Origin of the sequence: Acerihabitans sp. TG2 (assembly GCF_035013185.1) — a bacterium.
Classification (GTDB): Bacteria; Pseudomonadota; Gammaproteobacteria; order Enterobacterales; family Enterobacteriaceae; genus Acerihabitans.
Genome location: NZ_JAYGJO010000013.1, coordinates 1 through 23682 on the forward strand (window position 1 = coordinate 1; position 23682 = coordinate 23682).

Consider the following 23682-nt stretch of genomic DNA (forward strand, 5'->3'; position numbering starts at 1 on the left):
GTATGGTAATTGGTAGTCCCTACCTGCTCTGGAAGCCTGAGTGATACAGTACAAATGGATCCATAAGATCCTTATAATCTTGACGGTCCATAATAGGGATGGAAACAAGCTATGGAAATAACGCGTCTGACCGGTTCGCTCTTGGTACTCATGTTGACGGCCTGCCACGGTGCAGGCAAAACCGAAACAGATTATTTTATCCCCAGGGGCGCACTGGGCCTTTGACACAAACTGCTGTAAGTTCAGCGTTTGCCGGCCCAGTGCACCATAGAGGTGGGTGGAACGCCTTAGGCAGTTTTCTTTAGTGATGCCATGTCGATGACAAAGCGGTATTTAACATCGCTTTTCAGCATGCGTTCATAGGCTTCGTTGATGTCTTGGATATTGATCATTTCCACATCGCAGGTGATGCCTTTTTCGGCGCAGAACTCCAACATTTCCTGGGTTTCGGCGAGACCGCCAATCAGCGATCCGGCGATGGATTGGCGTCCCATGATCATCGGCGCAGTTTGTACTGCCGGTTCCAGTTGACCCAATAACCCGACCAACACCAGAGTACCGTCAAGGTTTAAGGTAGACATGTAGGGGTTGACGTCATGTTGGTAGGGCACGGTATCGATAATCAGTTCAAACTGGCCGGCAACGTTCGCCATTTGATCCGCTTTGGAAGACAGTACCACGTGATCGGCGCCTAAACGGCGTGCTTCGTTTTCTTTGCCCGCCGAGCGGGTAAAAAGCGTGACTTCCGCCCCCATGCCTTTCGCCAGTTTGAGCGCCATGTGGCCAAGCCCGCCAAGGCCGATTACCGCCACTTTGCTGCCCGGTTTGACGTTCCAGTGGCGCAGGGGGGAATAGGTGGTAATGCCGGCGCACAGTAATGGCGCAGCGGATTTAATATCCAGTTTTTCCGGTACTTTCAGTACAAATTTTTCAGACACCACGATTTTTTCCGAATAACCGCCAAAGGTTGGCGAGCCGTCGTGGCGGTCTTTGTCGTTATAGGTTTGGGTGGCCACCTCTTTGCAATACTGTTCCAGGTCGTGTTCGCAGGATATACAGTGTTGACAGGAATCCACCAGACAACCCACGCCGACCAGATCGCCTACGTGGTGTTTTTTGACACCGGATCCGACGCGGGTCACTTTGCCGATAATTTCATGCCCAGGAACCATGGGGAATACACTCACGCCCCAGTCATTTCGGGTTTGATGCAGATCGGAATGGCATACGCCACAATAAAGAATATCAATGACCACATCATCGGCACGGGGATCGCGCCGAGCAAATTTGTGGGCGGCCAATTTGGTATCTGCGGACTGTGCGGCGTAACCGAGAATAGTAAAGGACATGTTTTTTCTCCAGTGTTTCAACCCAGGTTTATGGCGGTGTCATCTCGATGAGCGCGACGTTGCCAAGTGTAGTGTGGGTAATGAATTGTGACCGCTATTGCCAGGATAAGGGTGGTTTGCGTAATACTCACCCAGTCCATCCGGAGTGATAAGCCGGGCACGGTGAGTTAATTATACTGTGTTGGTAAGGTGATAAGTGTAGGACATATTATTTACATCAGGATGATAATCACAATCCTTGGGCGCAGTAACCCAAAATGTGCTGCTAATATATAGGTTATATCATTACAATTAATGCAGCTGATTATGGTGTCGCATAGTGGCAATGTGATGGTGATCCCTGCATTTTCCCTACAAATGCCTATGCTGAAAAGGCCCGATATTCAAACAGGTATTTCCAGTGGCCGAGACTGACCCGGCAGGCTCCACGGTCGTTACATGGCGCGAGGAACATGAGAACGCGCAATGCGTGGGATAGGTTTCACACCGAGGTAAGCACTATGCCGAACGCCAAACGCAAAGTCACCCCACCGAATTTGTATGTTATTCGTAACGAGCGACTGACGCCGCCACCCCATTTGCTGGCCGGTGAGCGAGTGATGCTGTTTGATGGGGAATGTGTATTGTGTCAGCGTCTGGTGCGGTGGCTTAACCGCGTTGATCCTGGTAAAAAAATACATTTGGCGACGGTGCAATCGCCGACTGGCCAGGACTTGTTGCGCTGGGCGGGTTTGCCCACGGATAACTTCACGACCATCGCCTACATCGCCAACGGCGACGTTACGGTAAAATCAGATGCATTTATCGCCATCCTGGGACAGCTTGGCTGGCCGTGGCGAGCCCTTAGGATCATGCGTTTTTTCCCACCTGCACTGCGCGACGCAGTCTATTACGCAGTAGCCCGTAACCGTTATCGGTGGTTCGGCAAACTGCCGGCGGGCACCCCACCACCGGCTGACGGTCAAGGCCGGCGTTATCTTGATGGTGGTCATCGCTAATGAATAAGGTGTCATCCGCATTAGCTTAGCTCACTCACCTGACCTCGCCGTAGCCTTCCGGCTTCCAGCTTCCAGCTTCCAGCGTACGGAGCGTCCAGCCCCATCCACCAGAAGCCGCACGGATCGGTTAGCTCATCTGCCGGTCGTCAACATACTGGCGTTTATCTGGCGGCGGCGGGAAGTATTGATAAAGCCAGGTCTCGCTGAGCACCTGCCCTTGGCAGCGTAAAAACATCCGTAGCTCCACCGGAACCACTGAGTCGCTGTCCGGCGTCCAATCAAACTGGACGCGGTAACCGTTCATCGGTTGCACGAACAAAATTTCAATACTATCGATTTTGCCGTGGGACGTGGTGATCACCGGTTCGATGCCCTTGGGCGCAGCGGCGATGATATCACCACCGACGAAATCAATGGCAAAGCGGCGTGCCCATTTTTCCGGATAATGCTCACCAGGTGCCCAGCCCTCCGGAAACCCCCCCATACCGGTACGGGTCGCCTTTATCCGCGCCAGCGGGCTGTGGACGGGTGGTTCCCCGCTCCAATACAGGCGATAGCTGTAGGTATACTCCCCGCCGGCCTGGATGGGTTCTGCGGGCTGCCAGAAACACACAATATTATCCAGCGTTTCACCCGTGGTGGGGATCTCCATCAGGTTGACCGCCCCTTTACCCCAGTCGCCAATCGGCTCGACCCATAGACTGGGTCGTTTATTATACCAGCCGATAACATCCTGATAATCGTCAAAATTATGATTTAACTGCAATAAGCCAAAGCCCTTGGGATTCTCATCCACAAACGAATTAAACTGCAGCTTTTGCGGGTTATTCAGTGGTCGGCAGATCCACTCGCCGTTGCCGCGCCACATGGCCAGGCGATCGGAGTCGTGGATTTGCGGATGAATGGTATCGCACGTGCGCCGCTCGTTGGTACCACAGCTGAACATACTGGTGATCGGCGTGATACCAAGCTGTTTAATTGCCGTGCGGGCGTGGATATGTTTTTCGATATCCATCACCACCCGTTGTGCTTCGCAGCTAATGACAAAACGGTAGGCACCGGTGGCGCTGGGGCTATCGAGCAACGCATACAGGGTAAACGTGGTATCGGCAGGTTTGGGTTTGTCGAACCAAAACGCGACAAAATCAGGGAATTCCTCGCGCTGATCGGTATAAGTATCTATCGCCAGACCACGGGCCGACAGGCCATATTGATAAGTGTCGTCCACCGCCCGGAAGTAGCTGGCGCCCAGGAACGACACCACATCCCGCCGGGTCAACTCCGGTGCTTTATTGACCTTGAAGCCGGCGAAACCCAGATTATTGCGGCCTTGGAGCTGGGCCGTGTCCACCCCGGCATTATGGTAATTGAACAATTCGGGGCGAAAATGGATCTCCTTGGCCAAATGGGACTGTGGATCCACTGAATACATGCGCACCCGACGCTTAAATCCCATGCCCACGTGAAACAGATGCACATCCAGTTGCCGCCCTGGCACGTCATGCCACAGGGAGTGGTTAGCGTCGTACTGTATATCGTTATAGGCCTGGGGGGTCAGGTCCGCCAGCGTTTTGGGCAACTCCGCCGGTGGACCGCCGAAGGGTTGCCCCGCCAGATTGGCGGCCATGGTTTTCAGCGTGGAAAAATCGAATGCACTGGCACTGCCATCGGCGACATTGTCGGCAGCCAGCGCCGAACGCATAAACAACGAAGCCATGGCGGGAGTACCGCAGTATGCAGCCAGTGCCAATGACGCTTTAATAAATGATCTTCGTTCCATGCCGGAAAAAGTTCCTATATATTACAAAGTATTATCCACGCGGAGCCGTTCGTCGGTTGGCGACGCGCCGGGCATCGGACGCGCCGTTCCACGAGGTTCAGATTTTTCGACATCGAGTGGCTGCAATAATTCCACCAACAATTCCAGCAAAACATATGACAGCCCCAATGAGTTTACGGTAAAAGCGTTCAACTGCAATGGGATTAACGCTTGCGTTAGACGTTTAACCCCTCCCGGGACTATTGCGCACTGCGATCGACTATCACTGGCGTGGTGCCCAGGGGGGAGTTTTCAAAAATCATTTTCTGCGGGCTGGACAACACAATACCGCCAGCACGCATACGCTTAAGTAACTCGAACAACAGATCGCTCTTGGTGGAGGCGACAATGCGCGGGCTGCGAACAAATCCGGTCACGCTCAGCACGATACCGCTTGGGCCAAGCTGGCTAAAACTCACCGATGGTGCGGGCGTTTCCTGGATTGATTCATGATCATGGTAGGTTTCAAGCAACAGGTTACGTACCGCTTCCGGGTCGATATCCAACGGGAAGGTCAAGGCGATGGTCACCACCCCTTGTGCATTACCCATAGTGACGTTACGCACATTCTGCGAGATAAACTGCGAGTTTGGCACAATCACCGTTGAGCGATCCCCCAGTTGAATTTCCGTCGCCCTGACATTAATTCGCCGGATATCGCCTTCAACACCACTGATAGTAATCAAATCCCCGACTTTCACCGGGCGCTCAATGAGCAGGATCAGGCCGGAGATGAAATTCTTCACGATCTCCTGTAAACCAAAACCGATACCCACCGACAAGGCGCTAACAATCCAGGCCAGGTTGTTCCACTGAATACCCAGGGTAGACAGCGTTAACAAGGTGATAAGAATATAACCCAGGTTGCTAAACAGAATCACCAGCGAGGCGCGCATACCGGGTTCCATCATGGTGTGCGGTAGGAAGTCCTTATCCAACCAGCGCCGCACGGAGCGCAGCACATACACGCCAATGGCCAGAAAAATCAGTGCATTCATCACATGGGCCGGCACAATATTGAGCTTTTCAAGCCCTTTGCCGCCCCACATATCGATGGCTTTGCTTAACAATGACAACGGCGTAGTTGATCCAAAGGTGCCATTGATCAAGGCCACCGCCGCCAGCAGAATCAATACGGTTTTGCCGATAGCCGACATCACCGTAGCCGCCTGGGATAAATGGCGGTCGTCGAGTCCCAGCGAATGCTTGATCCGCTGGCCAATCAGGGTGGTGGGAGAGAATAGCGCGTCACTCAGATCCACCACCAGGTGGATGAGCAGATACAGGCTGCACAGGATCAGCCCTACCCATACCAGCTCATAGCTCAAGAAACGGGCCAGGGCAATGTAGCCGACCAGTAAGGAAACCAGAATAGCGATAGCCGTGAGCGTAATACTCAGATGAATCAACCCGGCAATCAAGGTGCGCGCCTCCGGCTGCCCCCCTTGCGCCAGCAGCCTGCGTCGGGCGCGGTTGGTGCGTAGCGGCGCATAACCAGCGGTCAATGCCATAAGCAAAGAGGAGATGCCGTTACCGAAAATGGTGGTGGCTACGCTGGTGCCCACCAGATTATTTATTTGCTCCACGGTGCCAAAAATCAAAATAAACGAGGCCAACATCGGCGGCAATGACCGCATGGCTAAGGCAATCGGGTCGGAGATCGCCGGTAGGCGCCAGGAAGGGCGCTTATTCGATAGGAACGCGCGACCAAGGCCTGACACCAGAGCCGAGAACAGGGTCAGAATAAACAGCTCGTTGGCAAAGTCTATCACCGTCTGCGGCACGTCAGGATGGCGGGTAAACAGCAAAAAGAGACACTCTGCCCCCACCCCAACGCTAAATACCGTGGCCAGGGCGCTGGCGCAGGCCAGGAAACTTCGACGTAAACGCCCTTCCGGCAGAAGGTGGATACTAAACCATTCCAACAACTTATCCAGCAGACGGGAACCGAAGATCCAAATGGCCAGTGCCATCACCAGCAGCGTGGCAGAACCGACTCGCCAGTCGGGCTCCCAGGCGGATTGCCACGCATCGACGAAATCCTCACCGAGGTTATCCAGACGTTGTTTATCTTCGGGGGACAGATTGAACAATGGGGTCCAAAAACTGCCCGCCAAAATGCTGCCGGAGTTCAATGCCATTTGGGTACGCAGCGCATTACGGCGGATATCGGCAATTTGTGCCGACAAATTAGTCGCGCTGGTACTGATCGCCTTGGCATGCTCAAGTTGTGAATCTATCAAGGTCTTACGATTGTTCAGGACAATGCGCTGCTGGGCCACCACACTGGTCTCCGCCATGGCGCCTTCGGCGGGTGGCGGGCCGAGAACATCCAACTGCCCCTGTACCTGCGCACGGTCGGGCTGGATTGAGGCCACCAGCGCATCGGCTGCAACGGACAGTTTCTGCGTAGCCTCGTTTAGGGTGCTCAACTGATTGTCACTGGTGGCGGCGGAAACTCGCTGCTTAAGCGTATCAAGCTGTTTTTGCAGTTTGGGCAGCTCTACGTTCGCAACCAGTTTAACTTGCGCGGCCGGGGCTGCGGTGGCAACCGGTGCAGTAGCGTCGGCGGCACTGGCGCCGCCCATTGGCGCAAGTACTGCCGCCATGACAATGACCCACCCGAGACAACAATGTGAAACGGTTCTTACGAGCTTATGCATAGAATACATTATTCCGAAAATCAACGATGCCATGGCCGCTACGCCGGTTAGTCTACATGCGACATTCTTTTATGTTGTTACCCGCATAGCGGTAACCCACACTGATAAACCGTTTACACCGCCCATAACCTGCTATGGGACAGCCTACACGGCCGATTGTGGGGCACCATCTATGATCATACTGATTCCCCACAGGAGTGCAGTAGTGGCTGTTGTTGATAAAGTCCGATGACCCATAGCCATAGGCCACACCATCAGACACAACCCTGCACACTTTCGGGAAAAGGTCTGTTTTTTTTTGCACTACAATTAAGTTAATTCAAGGTGCTCTGACTAAAACACGTCGAGAGCCCCGGCGACGATACCGCATCAATTGTATTACACGGAACGGTGCTGAGTGATGGATTGTTATCATCATTATCTTTAATAACACACGAGGCCAATATTATGAGTCATTTTATTTATTCATCCCCCGCTAAATACGTGCAGGGCAGAGGGATACTGGATGAATTGGGTCAGCATCTTGCCACCATGGGCACAAAAGCGCTGCTGATTGCCGACGATATCGTATGGCAAATTACCGGTAAACGCGTTAAGACTTCTCTTGAACAGGCGAAGATTGATTTCCATTATGAGCATTTTAATGGCGAGGCTTCCGGCAACGAAATTGTGCGCCTGGCGGGCGTCGCGCGCGCAGCCGGTACCGATATTGTTGTCGGGCTGGGCGGTGGTAAAACCCTGGATACCGCAAAGGCGGTGGCGGATGAATTAAAACAACAGGTGACTATCGTGCCAACCGTTGCCTCCACTGACGCCCCCTGCAGTGCCCTGTCGGTGATCTATACCGATCAAGGGGTTTTCGACACTTATCGCTTTTATCATAAAAACCCGGATCTGGTGCTGGTCGATACTCAGGTCTGTGCCCAGGCACCGGTACGCATGTTTGCTTCTGGTATCGCCGACGGTTTGGCGACCTATGTGGAGGCATTGGCGGTAAAACGCAGCCATGCCCAGTCTATGGTGGGCGGCAAACCAACCATCGCTGGCATGGCCATTGCCCGTGCTTGCGAAGAAACCCTGCTGACTTACGGTTACAGTGCTTATAAAGCGGTGGAACAACATTGCGTTACTCCCGCTGTGGAAGCGGTGGTCGAAGCCAATACCCTGTTGTCGGGCCTGGGCTTCGAAAATGGGGGGCTGGCCGCAGCACACGCCATTCATAATGGTTTTACCGCCATCAAAGGCGATATTCATCATCTGACCCATGGCGAAAAGGTGGCTTATGGTACCTTGACGCAAATGGTGCTGGAGCAGCGTCCTGATGAAGAAATAGCGCGATATATTCGGTTCTATCGTCTGATCAAGATGCCGACTACACTTAAAGATATTCATTTGGAAAACGAAAGTTTTGACAACTTACTCAAAGTCGGCGCGCTGGCCTGCAGCGAAGGGGATACGTTGCACAACCTCAACCCCAACCTGACAGCACAAGATGTGGCCCAGGCCATTCTCGCCGTGGATGCGTTCAGTCAATCAGTGCGTGACTGACATCTAGGTTGAGGTTGCACCGTCCGCGTCCGGCAAGGATAATTGACAGCACCATGACGAAACACGCGGAACTGGATAGTATTAAACGTATTGCCCTGCTGCTGCTTTCAAGCGCGGCGGGGCTTTTTGTTCTGACCCTGTTTTTTCCACCGGGTTTTTGGCGCGATGGCCTCAAGGCCATCTCCGAGGCCGCTATGGTGGGGGCTATGGCCGATTGGTTCGCGGTGGTCGCGCTGTTTCAGCGCATACCTATCCCCTTTATCAGCGGTCGTACCGCCATTATTCCGCGCAATAAGGATAAAATCGCTGATAACTTAGCGCGCTTCGTGCGGGAAAAATTTCTTGATACCTCCTCCATCGCCGAACTACTACGTAAACAGGATCCGGCTGCAACCATCGCTGGCTGGCTTACCGCCCCTGACAACGCCGACCGTCTGGGTGGGCATATCTTGCAGTTGACGCGCGGACTGCTTGATTTTACCGACGATCACCGGATCCAGGGATTGATCCGCAACGCGCTGCATGCGGCGATCGATAAAATGGATTTATCCGCGTCCATCGCCACCGTTCTGGACAGTTTAACCAAAGATGGCCGCCATCAAGAGCTGCTGGACGCGGCCTTACGTCAATTGATTACGCTGCTCAACAAACCTTCCTCCCGGGCGTTTATTGCCGACCAGATTATCCAGTGGCTTAAACGTGAACACCCGTTAAAAGAAAAGATGTTGCCTACGGAGTGGCTCGGCGAGCATAGTGCCGCGGCGGTGGCCAACGCAGTCAACTCACTGCTTGATGAGATTGGCAGCGATCGCGGCCACGCACTGCGCCATCGTTTCGATCGGCTGGCGCAAAAACTTATCGAACGGCTCAAGCATGACCCCTCCACAGTGCACCGAGCAGAAATCATCAAGAGCTACCTGAAAAACGACGCGGTGCTGAATGGCTATATCAGCGCATTATGGGGTGATCTGCGCGACTGGCTAAAACAGGATTTAGACCGTCCGGATTCGATATTACGTGGCAAAGTGGCCGCATCAGGGCGTTGGTTTGGCCAAACGCTGGCACAAGATGCCGGATTGCGCGCCTCGCTTAATCAACATATCGAGGCGGCGGCTCACAATATGGCACCCGATTTTTCTGCTTTTCTTACCCAACATATCAGCGACACGGTGAAAAGCTGGGATGCCAGGGACATGTCACGACAAATCGAGCTCAATATCGGCAAGGATCTGCAATTTATCCGTATCAACGGAACCTTGGTCGGCGGGTTTATTGGCCTGATGTTGTATCTATTTTCCCAGTTGCCTGCGGTCTATCAATGGCTTATCGCATAGACGTTCGAGCGTCAATACCCCCCGGCCAGGAATCCTGAGTATACCTGGTCACACCCTGCCGTTTTTTTACGCAAAACAGCCATCCGCCCCTCACCCTGGGGTAAATTCGATGGACAGGTTCTTGTGCTGCCGCAGGTAGGAAGCCGGGGGAGTCGCGATAGGCAACGAGTCCGTATACCGTTGGATGAAGTCGCAAAGCTGACGGTCGCCGACAAAACGCCTGACCGGCCGGGTGCCGCTGAAATCCAGTTCCACCGAGCAGGTCTGGCCACTAAATTTACTGAAATCACCGTCCCAGAGGCACAGGGTCATGGCGGTAGCGGTGGTGGCCAGATAGGCGCTTAATTCGTTATCCATACCCGCGTCAAGATAGGCCTGTTTACTGGCCTGGTAATACTCTTGATCATGGATATTGGCGGGCTGGACACAGGGTTTAACTGCACTAGGTGTAGTCATGGCCGTCAGGGGAACCCGTGTTGAAGACGTGGCGCTTGTGCCTGGCAATAGGCCCAGCGCCACCATCAAGATACTTTTACAGATATCCATATCGCCGCCTTATTGCCGCCTTACAAGCCAAGGCGCCCCGTCAGCGGCGCGCCCATGTTCTGGACAATAATATCAGCCATAACCCAGTTCGTCAGTGACAAATACACAATAGACAGGCTTTTTAACAAAAACCCAGTCAAACGCCGACGGATAGTCACCGACAGGGTACCGTCGGTGACTGTTCATCTACCCACACCCGCATCTCCCCTTCCGCCCGATTTGCCCAGCAGAAATAAGGGATAAATAGCAATGGATGCGCCTGTCGCGGGGCGATATCGCCATCAAAGCGGTAAAGCGGTTGTGCTGCGCCCTCGATCGCCGCGACACGTTCTCCCGAGGCGCGGATCAGGGTTTTACCGGCCAGAACGCCCTCCCCCGCCACCAGTTGATAGTCTTGCCGTTCAGATAACCGCAGATTGTGCAGATCGGCGCCATTATCGGCTTGCTCCAGGCAGTACACCAGCGGCCCGCGCTGCAATGCCGCCTTGCCTTGGTTCTGGCGCACCCCTGGATGGCTCCTGACCCGTCGTACCGGCATCGGCAACGTGAGACGAAGCGTATCCCCCGCCGACCATTGGCGCGTCAGATAGGCATAACCACGGCGCGCCTCAAGCAGGATCGCCTGCCCATTGAGAATCAGGCTGGGGGAGGGACACCAAGCAGGCAACCTTAGCGCCAGGGTAGTGGTCACCGGCACGGGACAGTCCACCGACAACTCGATAACCTCATCCCAAGGGTAGTTGCCCCGCTGACGCAAGGTGAGAGACTGCGATCCCAGGTCAACCGTAAGCTCACTGCCGATATACAGATTAACCAGCAGGGCATCCTCGGTTTGGGTATAGATATAGTGGCCTAACGATCCGAGGATCCGGGCAATATTCGGCGGACAGCAAGCGCAGCCAAACCACTGCTGGCGCACCGGTTTAACATGATCATAGATATGGTTGCACCGGATGGCTGCGGGATGCACTTCCAGCGGATTAACATAAAAAAAGTGCTTGCCGTCCAATGCCATGCCCGCCAGCACCGTATTGTACAAAGCGCGCTCCATCACATCAGCATATTCGCCATCGGCTTCCATTTGCAACATCCGTCGCGCAAACATCATCAATCCGATAGACGCACAGCTTTCGGTATAGGCGGTATCATTGGGCAGGTCATAATCGCCGGTAAACGCCTCGCCCTGGCTTTGGGAACCAATGCCGCCAGTGATATACATCCGCCGCTGGGTCATATTGTTCCACAGACGGCGGCAGGATTGGCGTTTCTCCTCATCTCGGCTGACATGGGCCAGATGAGCAACGCCGGCCATGAGATACACAAAGCGTACCGCGTGTCCCACCGCGGTTTCCTGTTGTGCTATGGGCAGATGGGCCTGACTATAAGCCTTGTCAAGCACCATCCAGGCGGGACCATAATTATGCCAATAAGACGTGCAACCGCGCCGTTGATATTCACTATCGTAAAAATGCGGTTCTCTACCCCGCTGCTCCACAAAATAACGTGCCAGTTCCAGGTGACGCGGATTATCCGTCACTTCATGAAGTATCATTAACGCCAGCTCGATCTCCGGATGGCCGGGGTAACCGTGCAGTTGGTGTTCGCCTGGGCCGAAGATACCATCGATATGGTCGGCCAGACGGCAGACCACCTGCAGCAGTAGAGGTTTACCGGTGGCGCGATAATAGGCTACTCCGGCTTCGATCATATGCCCGGCACAGTAAAGTTCATGGCATTCTGCCAAGTTAGTCCAGCGTGCCTCAGGCGCCTTAACGGTGAAATAGGTATTGAGATAACCATCCGGTTGTTGGGCTGCGGCGATAAGCTCAATAACACCGTCAGCAGTGGTTTCCAAACCCTCGTCCGGTTGCTGGCATAACATCCAAGCCACCGCCTCCAACCATTTCGCCACATCGCTATCCTGAAACACCATACCGTAAAATTCACCCTGGCTTTGGCCCGCGGCAATGCGGAAATTTTCGATGGCATGGCTGGGCTGCGCATCGGCAACCTGATCGTTTAACGCCGCCCATTGATAGGGCAACACCACGTCCCGGACCAGGCGCTGGTAATCCCGCCAAAACGGGTCGGTTAACGTAAGATAGTGCAGATCAATATCCGATGACTGTTTCATAATTTACGTCCTTAATAGCGTGCTATGACAGCTGCCTGGCTTGCAGATCCTCGGAAATGCGCGCCATGGTCTTATTACCCAATCGGCAAAAACGCAGCACCAGTGCCAATAATAAATGAAAGACCGCCGGTAACAGGGTTTCCATCAGTGTAATACCCTGCAGCGACGCCGGGGTCTGGTGGCCAGTGCCGGGGGTATAGGCCACCAGGATAAACACCAGACTGATGATTCCGGCGCTCGATGCCCAAGCCAGCTTGATAAAAAATAGATTAAAGGCAAAACTCATGCCGGAGGAGCGGATGCCGGTTTTCCAAAAACCATAGTCATCGGCAAACGCCATCAGAGAAAAATGCAGCGTCAGCGTGAAACCTAAAATAATATTATTAATGAAGATCACCACCAGCCACAGGTTTTGATAAACCTGCCCGGCGGGGATAAACCACATCATCACACCCAGTGCCGCCAACACAAGATTGGTATAAAAGTAGAGTTTGACGGTATCAATACGATGGGATAATCCATTAACGATCATGGCACCGAGGATGGACGCGACTGTCACCGAGGTAAAAAACAGCGACGCATAGACGGCGGAGCCGTGCAACACGTAGGTAATAAAATACATATAGCCGCCACCACGAATATTAAAAACATTAATAAGCAGAAACGACATAACCAGCATTAACAACAGCTGCTCATTTTTACGCAATCCGCTCAAATGTTCGCGTGGGGAAAATTTCCCCATAACGTCCAGCGGTACTCTTTCTCGCACCCAGAAAAAACAGCATAAAAACATGATCACAGCAATCACACATAAGATGGCCACACCACGCTGGTATCCCTGGGCGACATTGTCGCCGCCCAACGCCTCCACCAACCAGGGCAATCCTACCGATACCAGAAAACCGGCGATACCACACAAGACAAAACGCCAAGCCTGACAGGAAATCACTTCCCGATGCACTGTGGTCATGCAATTAATCAATGCGCAGTAAGGTACATTAATGGCGGTATAACTCATGGATAATAAAAGGTAGGTCACAAAGGCCCAGAGAATTTTCATATTCATGCTGACGTCGGGAACCGTAAACGTCAACACACCGATAACCCCTATGGGCACTGCAACCCATAGCTGCCAAGGGCGAAAACGACCCCAGCGGCTATTGGTTCTGTCGGCCACCATGCCCATCAAAGGATCGGATACGGCGTCGATAACGCGTAAAGCGATAAACAGTGTGCCTACCAGTGCCGGTGTTAGGCCAAATACATCGGTATAAAAGAAGGTGAGAAAATTCATGATCAGGCAGGTCATTACGGTTCCGCCCGCATCACCTAAACCATAACCTATTTTTTCACGTATGGATAAATATCCACCGACGCTAGTCGGTGCAACTGTCGATGAGGCAATAGAGGTAGATGACATTATTTTTTCCTCGTTAAATACGAGCTATGCCCTTCTTCTTCCCAGCCGCTACTGCATTGGCTACGCACGTTTATCCGCACCACTTACTTCAGTCGGTTTATTGGAGTTCACACACTTACTGCCTGCCCACAGCTCGAAATCTATTGGGTATATGGGAATATCGATAAAAAAGACGATCCGAACGTTAATGCTAAAAATCCCCTTGGGACATGTATTCGGACCCATAAAACTTCGCATAGTTAATCATGGCCAACAAGAGGTGGGAAATGTAGAAAAAAGGGATGATTCCGACTTATAGGAGAAAGTGTGAAGCAGATCAACTCTCTAATCCCACCACCTTGATATCCCGTGTAGCGCTGCTAGAGTGAATCACTATTTTTCTGAAAACACTTAAAAATGATAGATATATTAGCAAATTACAACATACGAATCGAAAACGGCGGCTTATTTATTTCTCGCGGCCTGGGTCATCATCCCACGCGCGTCTTACCATCCTGGGAGCTGATATATGTTGAGCGGGGGATATTAGCGTTATGTGAAGAGGATGATGATTTTGCAGTTAAACCTGGAGAAGTTCTGGTCTTATTGCCGGGAAAAAAACATCGAGGTATTGGCGATTTTCCACCAGATTTAAAATTTTACTGGCTACATTTCACTATTATTCCAACCTCGATATCCGCTAAAAATCCATTACATTTATCCATACCTCAATATGGGAAAATTCGCGATCCACAGCGGTTTCTTACTCTATTTCGTTTATTCCTTAGCGAACAGGAAAATCATTCACCTTCCGCCGCCTTGGAATTAATCCTGCTATTATTGCTGCAACAGGTCGCGGATGGCTGGACCGGCAGCAACGAGCCGGCGGAACCGGGAATGGCGCTGGCCTGGAAGGCCCAACGGCTGATAGGTACCGGCTTTCACCTGCCACTCACCGCCTCGCTTCTGGCTGCCCGACTCCATTGCAATGCAGACTATCTTGGCCGGGTATTTAAACTCACTTTTCGCATGACCATTACCGAAGCTATCCACCGCCGTCGTATCGGCAACGCTGAGAAATTGCTGGTAGCGGACAGCGGTTCCATTGCCGAGGTGGCCCAGCGCTGCGGGTTCGAGGATGTCGGCTATTTTCGCCGGCTGTTTCGTCGCCTGACCGGTTTCACGCCTTTGGAGTATAAAAAGCGTTACTGCAAGGAGCATATTAATTCTGATATTTAACCGGCCTCTCCTGGCGATTCCACCAGCATCAGTCCAGCGCGTAATCCTAATGCCACCGCAGGGTTGGGGAATAAGATCCACTCTTGTGCTTGCTCCACCCGATACTCCCGACCAGGCTCCCTGGCCAGCAGTTCTCCCCGCGCAAATGCGGTGAAATTCAGGGTATCTTCCGGTATCAACAGGGCAAATGCTGGTGAGTGTCGGGTGATTTGCTGGCTAACCTGATAGCGCCTGAGCGGCGGGCCGTCACGTTCCGGCAGCGGTGCCCCACTGACCAGCGCCGCCAGCGCCCGGCGAATGGCGTGAAACTGATGGAGATCGTTAGCACCAAACGGCAGCGCCTTGCCCAGTTCCAGAGTCGCGCTGAGCGCACCGACGCTTTCGCTGCTGAAATGGGTAAAGGTAGCGCCCAGCGTGCGATGAGTGACTAGCGCATCCAGCGCTGCCGCCTCAAGCCATGACAACAGTAACGGTGCATAACCCTGCACCTGGAAGGGTAGCAGGGCAAACCGCGGATGCAGGGAACCGCGAATGGCGGTATGTAAATCCAGATGCCAGCGTGGCAACCCATTGTCAACGGCAAAAAAGCGTAACAGATGTTGGCGCAATACCTGGCTGCGGACGGTTTCCCCGCTTGGAGTGAAACCTGCCGTCCCCTCCTGGCCAAACATCCGGTTCATATCATTAACCACATAACGCTGGCCAGCGCACAGCGCCGCCGGATTGCCCAAGATCACCAGCAGGCGTACCGCCAGCCTCAGCCGGCCCGACAAGAGTTCATCCAACAAATCGGCGAGCAGTTCCACCGGTGCGGTTTCATTACCATGCACGCCCGCCGACAGGACCACCGTCGCCGTCGCCGCCCCGGACGGGCTTAATTCCATCACTCCCTGGTCAAGCCAGCGCCAGGCGACTCCCGCAGCTTCACCCTGGCGCTGCGCAGGCAGGGTACCGGCCAGCGTGTGGTGCAGAAATTCGCGGTTACTCATGATCGACGTCTGCGGGAAAGGTTATACCTGGCGCCAGGCTATCCGGCAGGACCAGATGCTCAGTTTCCAGCGACGCCATGGGCCAGGCGCAATAATCAGCGGCGTAGTAGGCACTGGGTCGATGGTTGCCGGAAGCACCGATCCCGCCGAAAGGCGCACTACTGGCCGCCCCGGTCAAGGGTTTGTTCCAGTTGACAATCCCGGCGCGGGCTTCAAGCAACAGCTGTTCAAAATGGACTCGATGAGGGGAAATCAGGCCAATGGCCAACCCGAAACGGGTACGGTTGGCGATATGCACGGCTTGGGTGAAATCGTCATAACGGACAACACTCAACAACGGCCCGAAATACTCTTCATCCGGCGCATTCGCCACGTCGGTGATATCGATAATACCCGGGGTCAGCAGGCTCGCACCATCCCGGATACGGGTCATGGGCAACAGGGCCCTGCCACCGCTGGCCACTAACTGCTGCTGCGCTGCCAGCAGATTATCGGCTGCCTGCACGCTTATCACCCCCCCCATGAATGGCGGTGGCTGACTATCCCAGGCGCCAATGCGTAACCCGGCGCTGACGACAACCAAACGACGCAATAGCGCATCACCCGCCGCCCCGCGTTTGACCAACAGGCGACGGGCGCAGGTGCAGCGCTGACCGGCGGAGATAAACGCTGAATGAATAATCACATGCACCGCCGCGTCAACATCATCCGCGTGTTCAACGATCAGGGCGTTATTGCCGCCCATTTCCAGCGCCAACATTTTTTCCGGCCGTCCGGCCAATTGCCGATGGAGTTGGTAGCCGGTATGGGCGCTGCCGGTAAACAACAGACCATCGGTTTCGTCTGAGGAGGCTAACGCCATGCCGGTTGACCGGCCGCCCTGTACCAGATTGATCACCCCCGCCGGCAGCCCGGCTTCCTGCCATAACCGCAGGGTCAGCTCAGCGGTCATCGGCGTGAGTTCGCTGGGTTTAAATACTACGGTATTGCCCGCCAGCAGCGCCGGAACAATATGGCCGTTGGGTAAATGACCGGGAAAATTGTAGGGGCCGAATACCGCCAACACACCATGCGGTCGGTGACGTAAACTGGCATGGCCATCAGCCAGGGGTACACAACTCTCGCTGGTACGAACCTGATACGCGCTATGGGAAATCGCCACCTTATTTATCATGGCCTGTACTTCGGTTTGGCTTTCCCACAGCGGTTTGCTGGTTTCCTTGGCAATCGTGCTCGCCAGGTTCAGTTTGTCGCGTTCGAGCAAACTGGCGAACGCCTGCAACAGTTGCAGACGCTCAGCCAACGGGCGCCTTGCCCAAGCAGGAAATGCGGCGCGGGCGGCCTGGCAGGCCTGTGCCACCTGCTGCGCGTCAGCCTCAAAACCTTGCCATAACAGCGTGCCAGTGACCGGGCAGAGCTTGGTGAAAAGCTCACCTTGGCCACGCTGCCAATGGCCGTTGATGAAATGCGTCATGCCGATGCCTCCGAGGCAAAAGGGGTTAAGGCCCGTAAGGTTTCCAGCATCGGGCCTCCTGCGAATATATCAATATATCCGCCTTAACACAGCCCCCGTCTGCAGGTCACCCCATTCAGTCGACATCAGCGCGCTGTTGTCCTCGGCATTATTGAAGGTCAATCACATTGTTTTTTAACCGACTGCACCTTGGCTAACTGCAGCTTGGCGAGACCTAACACACCATAAACCATCACCGCGGTTAATAATGAGTTCAGTGATGCAATGCCACAATCCACACTCACTCCCACCGCCGTACCCACCAGACAGGCGACAATGGCGTTCCAACCAATCGCCGGCGTAGACGTGGAGGGAGGGAGCGTATTGTGTGCACGAGAATGATCAAGGATCGCCCGGCTGGTTCGCAGGATATAATAATCACACAGCATCACCCCGGCAATGGGTGGGAACACCACACCCAACAGGATCAAAAAATGCTGGATCCCGTCCAGAATACCCAGAACCGACAGGCCCGTACCGCAGATACCCAACACGAGGGTGATGGTTTTGTACCCATACTGGCGCCCGCTAATGCCTTGCACTGCGTTAACGATGGCCAGCGAGGAGGAGTACAAATTCAGATCATTGACCTTAATCGCGGATAACACCAATGCCAACAGTCCAACCCAGCCGGCGGTATGGGTCATGGCGGTCAGCACATCCGAGGTGTCCAACGCATGCGCAATCAAAATCGCCACAATGTTGACCACGAATTCACCCACCAATATCGATGAGGTAATCATCCAAAAGACATGCTTACCGTTTTGGCAATATCGCCCCATATCCGCAGCAGACACCGCGCCGACAATACACCCGCCCGCGACGACAGTAGCCGCGAAACCGATGCTCATAGGCTCACCACTGGGCACGGAGAATATCAATTCAATGGGGTTATATTCCCATACCAGATCCAGAGCAATCCACCCTACCACTAGGAAAAACAGCGGCACCGCCAAAAACGCGATCCAGCCCAGGGCACGAAAGCCAAACGAGACCAACAGCGTGATAGTCATACCACTCAACACCGCTGCCCAGGCAAATCCCAACTTACCTTCAAAAGCAAAGTCGAGGCCTTTGGCAAGCATTGCATTTTGTACCCCGAACCACCCGAGCAAACTGACGGCAATCAATACGCCAATCAGTACCGATCCCATCTGGCCAAATCCGCACCAGCGAGCCAACAGGCTAGTGGATAAACCTTCGCGCGAGGCCGCCACACCCAGGCCAAAGGAGACGAATTCCAGGATCAGGCTCCCAAGCAGCGTCGCCAGCAGTGCTTGGTAAAAGGTGAGAGAATGGCCCAGCATCGCACCAATTAAAAATTGCCCTAGCGCGGTGGTGGCGCCAATGCGAATAATCGCGACGGTAAACAGCCCACAGCGTTCTCCCGGTGGCACACGAGAACACGAGTAATCATTTCCTGTCTTTTCCATTCCAATATCCTTATAAATAGTCAATACGTTTTACTGCCGTTGCCAGCAGGTCCTTTAGATAAAGGGTTCTAAATAAATAGAGCGATTAAAAATCGATATTAGTTAAGTTAATTAACAAGCAATATAACCACATCAGGATAGCGAGAGTTATTCTATTCTGTTTTTTGTTGTACATCAGCTTTTAATATCAATTGCATTCATTAACATTCAAAATCAATGTAGTGGTTAAGCTATATTATTCTATTATTACAACTTTCAATTAATATATGTCTACTCTGTCTTATTTTCCGGCATTGGGAATATAACATTCTAACGCAAAAAATTAAAAAAAATACCCATATTTGATCGAATAAACTCACCCAACAAGCCATTAAACCGCTATTTATTCATTGCACCATTTTTATCATAAAAATAATTTTTATATTTTTTATTGATACTCTATAGATTTTCACCGTTAATCTGCTCAACACGTCTAACACCCAACCAGGATCTGCCCGCTAAGTCGGTGAGGTTGACTATAATGAGCTAACCGACCAACGCATCAACGGCATATGCACCCGTTTTGGAGTCCACTTTCATGGCTGACCGACCAAATCATGAGCCGCTGCGCCGTATCGGCGAACATGGCATTATTGGCGACTTACGTACCTGTGCTCTCATCGCCTTCGATGGCACCATCGACTTTTTATGCTGGCCGAACCTCGACAGCCCTTCGGTGTTCAGCGCCCTGCTGGACAATGATGACGCGGGGGCCTTTCACCTCTACCCTGACTGGCCAAACGCCAGACGCCAGCAGTTGTATCTGCCGGACAGCAATATCCTGCAGACCCGTTGGTTGGACGACAATGGCCTGGTGGAACTCACTGACTTTATGCCGATTGACCCCGCCGAGGATGGGACCCCGCGGATCGTCCGCCGTCTGGTGGTCCGGCAGGGTGAAGCCAGATTTACACTGCGCTGCGCACCGGTGCAGGATTATGCCCGTGCCGCCCCCTGCGCGAGTCTACACCAGGGAGTGGTGGATTTCACCGCGCCAGGCCAGCCCACCCTGCGCCTGGCGGCAAGCGTCGCACTGCATACCAAAGGCGCCGGCGCACAGGCGCATTTTGTGCTAAAAACCGGTGAAAGTGCCGAATTTGTCTTTGGCGGTGCCCTGGATAAACAGGTCAATGTCGCCGACAACCAGGCCAGGTATACCACCACGTTGGCCTATTGGCAGCGCTGGTGTGCCAAAAGCACTTACCGGGGACGCTGGCGGGAAAGGGTCAACCGATCAGCGCTGGCGCTTAAGTTATTAACCTCGAGACGCGATGGGTCTATCGCCGCTGCCGCCACCTTCGGCCTGCCGGAACATATAGGCGGGGAGCGTAACTGGGATTATCGCGCATCCTGGATCCGCGATGCCTCGTTCAGCGTCTATGCCTTAATGCGCCTGGGATATACCGAAGAGGCGAGCGCCTTTGGTCAGTGGGTAGGCCGCTGCATGGAAAACAGCTGTTTTCAACCGGGTAAGCTACAGGTGATGTACCGTCTGGACAGCAGCACCGACCTGCCGGAAATCAATCTGCCCCATCTTTCCGGCTATGCCGGCTCCAAGCCGGTACGTATCGGTAATGAGGCATACCGGCAGTTACAGTTGGATATTTATGGCGAACTGATGGATGCCATTTATTTGGGCAACAAATATGGCGAATCCATTTCCCACCGCGGCTGGCAGCACGTGGTACGCATGATTGACCATGTCTGCGACATCTGGGAACAGGCAGATGCGGGAATTTGGGAAATGCGCGGCGAACCGCAGCATTATTTACATTCCAGATTGATGTGTTGGGTGGCCATCGACCGCGCACTCCGCCTAGGCACCAAACGGTCGTTATCCATGCCCTACGAACGCTGGAATCAGGCGCGTGCGGCTATCCGCGACGATATCTGGACGCATTTTTGGAACCAGGATCTCGGCCATTTCACCGCCACCCGCCATGGCACCAATCTGGACGCATCCATGCTGCTCATGCCGCTGTTCCGGTTCGTTAGCGCTACCGATCCTGACTGGCTGGCCACGTTGGACGCGATAAAAAATACGCTGATTAAGGACGGTTTGGTGCGCCGTTACCAAGCGCATGACACCCCCGCCGACCCGTTGCGCGGACAGGAAGGGGCCTTTGCCGCCTGCTCATTTTGGTATGTTGAGTGTTTGGCCCGCGCCGATCGACTGGAAGAGGCACAGTTCGAGTTTGAAAAATTACTCAGCTACGCCAACCCGCTCGGCCTATACGCCGAGGAATTCGACGCGCGAGGGTATCCCCTGGGCAATATTCCCCAAGGATTGACTCATTTGGCGTTAATCAGCGCCGCGTTTTTTCTCGATCGCAAACTCAGCCGCGATACCCCCCAGTGGCAGCCCTAGGTGGGATTTACCCTTCGCCGCCGTACCAAAATAGCCAGCGCCGGAGATGCCCGGCCGCTGGCCAATCGGCTTATTCGGGCAACAGCCCAATAAAGGTGATTTTTTTACGTGGGCCGGTCATCAAGGGATCCAACTGCTCAACACAGCGCAGATAATGGGCGGTTTTTTTATGCGCCGCCACGGCCTGCTCATCCCGATAGGCCTCGTAGATGTAAAACCGATTCGGCAACTGCTCATCCCTTAACACGTCAAAGCGCAGATTGCCCGGCTCTTGTACCGAACCCAAATGATTTTGGCGAAATACCGCCAGGAACTCATCCACCCGATCGGCTTTGACGTTAATTTCCACTAAAGTGACATGCATCAGTTTCCCCTTGAAGCAGATTGTTCATTACGGAACAGTTCATAAGCACGCTCAGCGTTTTCGCCATGATGCACCACGGCCTGCACGGCTTTTAGCATCGCCACCGGCGCGACAGATTGGAATATATTACGCCCCATATCCACACCAGAAGCGCCCTGGTCAATCGCGCGGTAACACATTTCCAACGCATCGCGCTCAGGCAATTTTTTGCCGCCGGCGATAACAATAGGCACCGGGCACCCAGCCGCTACCCGCTCAAATCCGGTATCCGTATAGTAGGTTTTTATCATCTGCGCGCCAATCTCGGCGGCGATACGCGTGGCCAGCGAGAAATAACGCTGGTCGCGCGCCATATCCTTACCGACGCCGGTTACCGCCATGGTGGGCATACCATAGCGGGTGCCTTGATCCACCAATTGAATGATATTCTTGATAGATTGATGCTCATACTCACTGCCAATATAAACCTGCGCCGCCATGGCCGCCACATTGAGGCGCAGCGCATCCTCGATAGAGACCGCCACCACTTCGTTCGACAACTCGCCGAGGATGGAGTTGGCACCGGATGCACGCAGCACCACGGGTTTGTTCACCGCCGGGGATACCACACTGCGCAGTATGCCACGCGTACACATCAGCACATCGGTGTGTGCAAACAACGGTGCAATATGCAGGTCAATTCGTTCAAGACCGGTGGTCGGTCCCTGGAAATACCCATGGTCGAAGGCCAACATCACCGTACGTCCGGATGCGGGATTGAATATCCGCGCCAAACGCGACTGCATTCCCCAGTCCAGCGCACCGCTCCCCTTGAGGTAAAACGCGGTGTTTTGCTGCGCTACGCCAATGCCGAAATCTTTGCCGTCCTTAATATCATCCAAATCAGCCATCACTACGCCTCCACCCAGTGGGAATTAAAAGTCATACTTATCAATATTGTCTTTAGTGAACTGCACGCGCTGTGGCAGCAAGACAATACCGTTATTCTTCGCTTCATATTGATAACCCTGCACGCTATTCGGGGAGACAGTGACCTGACCCACCTGCGCAATGGTCAACGTGTCGCCCACATTGAGCGCGCCTTTTTGCAGCATTTCATGGGCCACATACACCGCGATTTTTCCCTGCTGAACCACGTCCCACAGGCCGAAGGTTTTCACCGTGCCGCGCTCAACATAAGGACGCATCACATTGGGGGTACTGAACCCCACGATAGCCACGTTGTGACGGCCGAGATTTTCCGCAGCTTGGGCGGCAGCCGGCAGGGCATTGGCGTCCGGGGCGATAATGGCATCCAGATCCGGATAGGCCTTTAAGATACCTTCGGCGGTTTGCAGTGATTTAGTGGCATCGTTATAACCAAACTGCGTGGTGACAACCTGCCAACCGGGATGATCGGCGGCGATTTTCGCCTTGGCTTCTTTAACCCATTGGTTTTGGTCGGTTACGGTAGGGCTGGAGTAGAAAAACGCCACTTTGGCCTGATCCTTGAGGTTCTGCTTGGCCGCCATATCCACCAGCAGTGACCCGAGCTGTTTCGGCGTGCCCTGGTCGATATACAGGCTACGGCACTCCGGTTTGGTATCGGAATCCCAGGTCAGGACTTTTACACCACGTTGCATCGCGCGCTTAAGCGCCGGGCACAGCCCATCCGGCGATACCGCCGACACAATAATCGCGTTATAGCCCTGATTGACAAAATTGTTGATTAACTGGACCTGCCCCGCGACGCTGGGTTCGGTCGGGCCGTCATAGGTCACGTCGATGCCCAGCTCTTTGCCTGCGGCCAGGGCACCGTTGCCCCCACTGGTGAAAAATCCCACTCCCACCAGCTTGGGGATAAAGGCAATGCGCTCGGCCGCCTGGACGGACGTGATACCCGCCGCCAGACACAGCGCGCCCGCCAATACCGCGTTACGCCAAATTGTATGTTCCATGGTGTTTACT

The 23682-nt window shown here is 53.8% G+C and carries 17 protein-coding genes; 5 read left to right on the plus strand and 12 right to left on the minus strand.

From position 1 onward, the window contains the following. Positions 1-287: 287 nt before the first annotated feature. Positions 288-1349: an NAD(P)-dependent alcohol dehydrogenase gene (locus tag SJI19_RS12920; protein WP_323478677.1), complete on the minus strand. Its 1062-nt coding sequence runs from the start codon at positions 1347-1349 to the stop codon at positions 288-290. 500 nt (positions 1350-1849) lie between these two features. On the opposite strand from SJI19_RS12920, the gene SJI19_RS12925 reads away from it, so the two are divergent. Beyond that, the gene (locus SJI19_RS12925) at positions 1850-2347 is read left to right on the plus strand and encodes a thiol-disulfide oxidoreductase DCC family protein (RefSeq protein WP_323478678.1); all 498 of its coding nucleotides are present in this window, start codon (positions 1850-1852) and stop codon (positions 2345-2347) included. Between the two features lie 127 nt (positions 2348-2474). Here SJI19_RS12925 and SJI19_RS12930 read toward each other — a convergent pair whose 3' ends face one another. Both SJI19_RS12930 and SJI19_RS12935 read right to left on the minus strand, forming a co-directional pair. Further along, positions 2475-4127, minus strand: a complete 1653-nt coding sequence (locus SJI19_RS12930; RefSeq protein WP_323478679.1) for a glucan biosynthesis protein — start codon at positions 4125-4127, stop codon at positions 2475-2477. Between the two features lie 239 nt (positions 4128-4366). Next, a complete protein-coding gene (locus SJI19_RS12935; protein WP_323478680.1) occupies positions 4367-6775 on the minus strand; it encodes a DUF3772 domain-containing protein in 2409 nt (802 codons plus the stop codon). A 501-nt stretch (positions 6776-7276) separates the two neighbouring features. Here SJI19_RS12935 and SJI19_RS12940 point away from each other — a divergent pair. Together SJI19_RS12940 and SJI19_RS12945 are read left to right on the plus strand one after the other, a co-directional pair. Beyond that, positions 7277-8377: a glycerol dehydrogenase gene (locus SJI19_RS12940; RefSeq protein ID WP_323478681.1), complete on the plus strand. Its 1101-nt coding sequence runs from the start codon at positions 7277-7279 to the stop codon at positions 8375-8377. Between the two features lie 53 nt (positions 8378-8430). Next, a complete protein-coding gene (locus tag SJI19_RS12945) occupies positions 8431-9711 on the plus strand; it encodes a DUF445 domain-containing protein (protein ID WP_323478682.1) in 1281 nt (426 codons plus the stop codon). Between the two features lie 90 nt (positions 9712-9801). On the opposite strand, the gene SJI19_RS12950 is transcribed toward SJI19_RS12945, so the two are convergent. From SJI19_RS12950 to SJI19_RS12960, 3 genes are all read right to left on the minus strand, one after another. Continuing rightward, positions 9802-10257, minus strand: a complete 456-nt coding sequence (locus tag SJI19_RS12950) for a hypothetical protein (protein ID WP_323478683.1) — start codon at positions 10255-10257, stop codon at positions 9802-9804. 154 nt (positions 10258-10411) lie between these two features. Continuing rightward, positions 10412-12391, minus strand: coding sequence for a glycoside hydrolase family 127 protein (locus tag SJI19_RS12955; protein WP_323478684.1), 1980 nt, complete (start codon positions 12389-12391; stop codon positions 10412-10414). Between the two features lie 22 nt (positions 12392-12413). Continuing rightward, positions 12414-13811, minus strand: coding sequence for an MFS transporter (locus SJI19_RS12960; RefSeq protein ID WP_323478685.1), 1398 nt, complete (start codon positions 13809-13811; stop codon positions 12414-12416). A 396-nt stretch (positions 13812-14207) separates the two neighbouring features. Here SJI19_RS12960 and SJI19_RS12965 point away from each other — a divergent pair, with 396 nt between their 5' ends. Beyond that, positions 14208-15029: an AraC family transcriptional regulator gene (locus SJI19_RS12965; protein ID WP_323478686.1), complete on the plus strand. Its 822-nt coding sequence runs from the start codon at positions 14208-14210 to the stop codon at positions 15027-15029. Here SJI19_RS12965 and astE read toward each other — a convergent pair. From astE to SJI19_RS12980, 3 genes are all read right to left on the minus strand, one after another. Continuing rightward, a complete protein-coding gene (astE, locus tag SJI19_RS12970) occupies positions 15026-16018 on the minus strand; it encodes a succinylglutamate desuccinylase (RefSeq protein ID WP_323478687.1) in 993 nt (330 codons plus the stop codon). The two genes, SJI19_RS12965 and astE, sit on opposite strands and share 4 nt — an antisense overlap. Next, positions 16011-17492 carry a succinylglutamate-semialdehyde dehydrogenase gene (gene astD, locus SJI19_RS12975; protein WP_323478688.1) on the minus strand — a complete coding sequence of 494 codons (1482 nt, stop codon included), beginning with the start codon at positions 17490-17492 and terminating at the stop codon, positions 16011-16013. The genes astE and astD overlap by 8 nt, the downstream gene beginning before the upstream one ends. A 158-nt stretch (positions 17493-17650) precedes the next feature. Then, on the minus strand, positions 17651-18964 hold the full coding sequence (locus SJI19_RS12980) for a cytosine permease (protein ID WP_323478689.1): 1314 nt from the start codon (positions 18962-18964) through the stop codon (positions 17651-17653). Positions 18965-19541: 577 nt separating this feature from the next. Here SJI19_RS12980 and SJI19_RS12985 point away from each other — a divergent pair. After that, entirely contained in the window at positions 19542-21371 is a 1830-nt protein-coding gene (locus SJI19_RS12985) for a glycoside hydrolase family 15 protein (protein ID WP_323478690.1), read from the plus strand. Positions 21372-21441: 70 nt separating this feature from the next. Here the strand turns inward: SJI19_RS12985 and lsrG are convergent, their stop codons facing one another. From lsrG to lsrB, 3 genes are read right to left on the minus strand one after another with little or no spacing between them, the layout of a single operon-like run. Then, on the minus strand, positions 21442-21735 hold the full coding sequence (gene lsrG / locus SJI19_RS12990; RefSeq protein WP_323478691.1) for a (4S)-4-hydroxy-5-phosphonooxypentane-2,3-dione isomerase: 294 nt from the start codon (positions 21733-21735) through the stop codon (positions 21442-21444). Beyond that, complete coding sequence (gene lsrF, locus SJI19_RS12995) at positions 21735-22625, minus strand: 3-hydroxy-5-phosphonooxypentane-2,4-dione thiolase (protein WP_323478692.1); 891 nt, start codon at positions 22623-22625, stop codon at positions 21735-21737. Before lsrF ends, lsrG begins: the two co-directional genes overlap by 1 nt. A gap of 24 nt (positions 22626-22649) precedes the next feature. Further along, positions 22650-23672, minus strand: coding sequence for an autoinducer 2 ABC transporter substrate-binding protein LsrB (gene lsrB / locus SJI19_RS13000; protein ID WP_323478693.1), 1023 nt, complete (start codon positions 23670-23672; stop codon positions 22650-22652). Positions 23673-23682 lie beyond the last annotated feature (10 nt).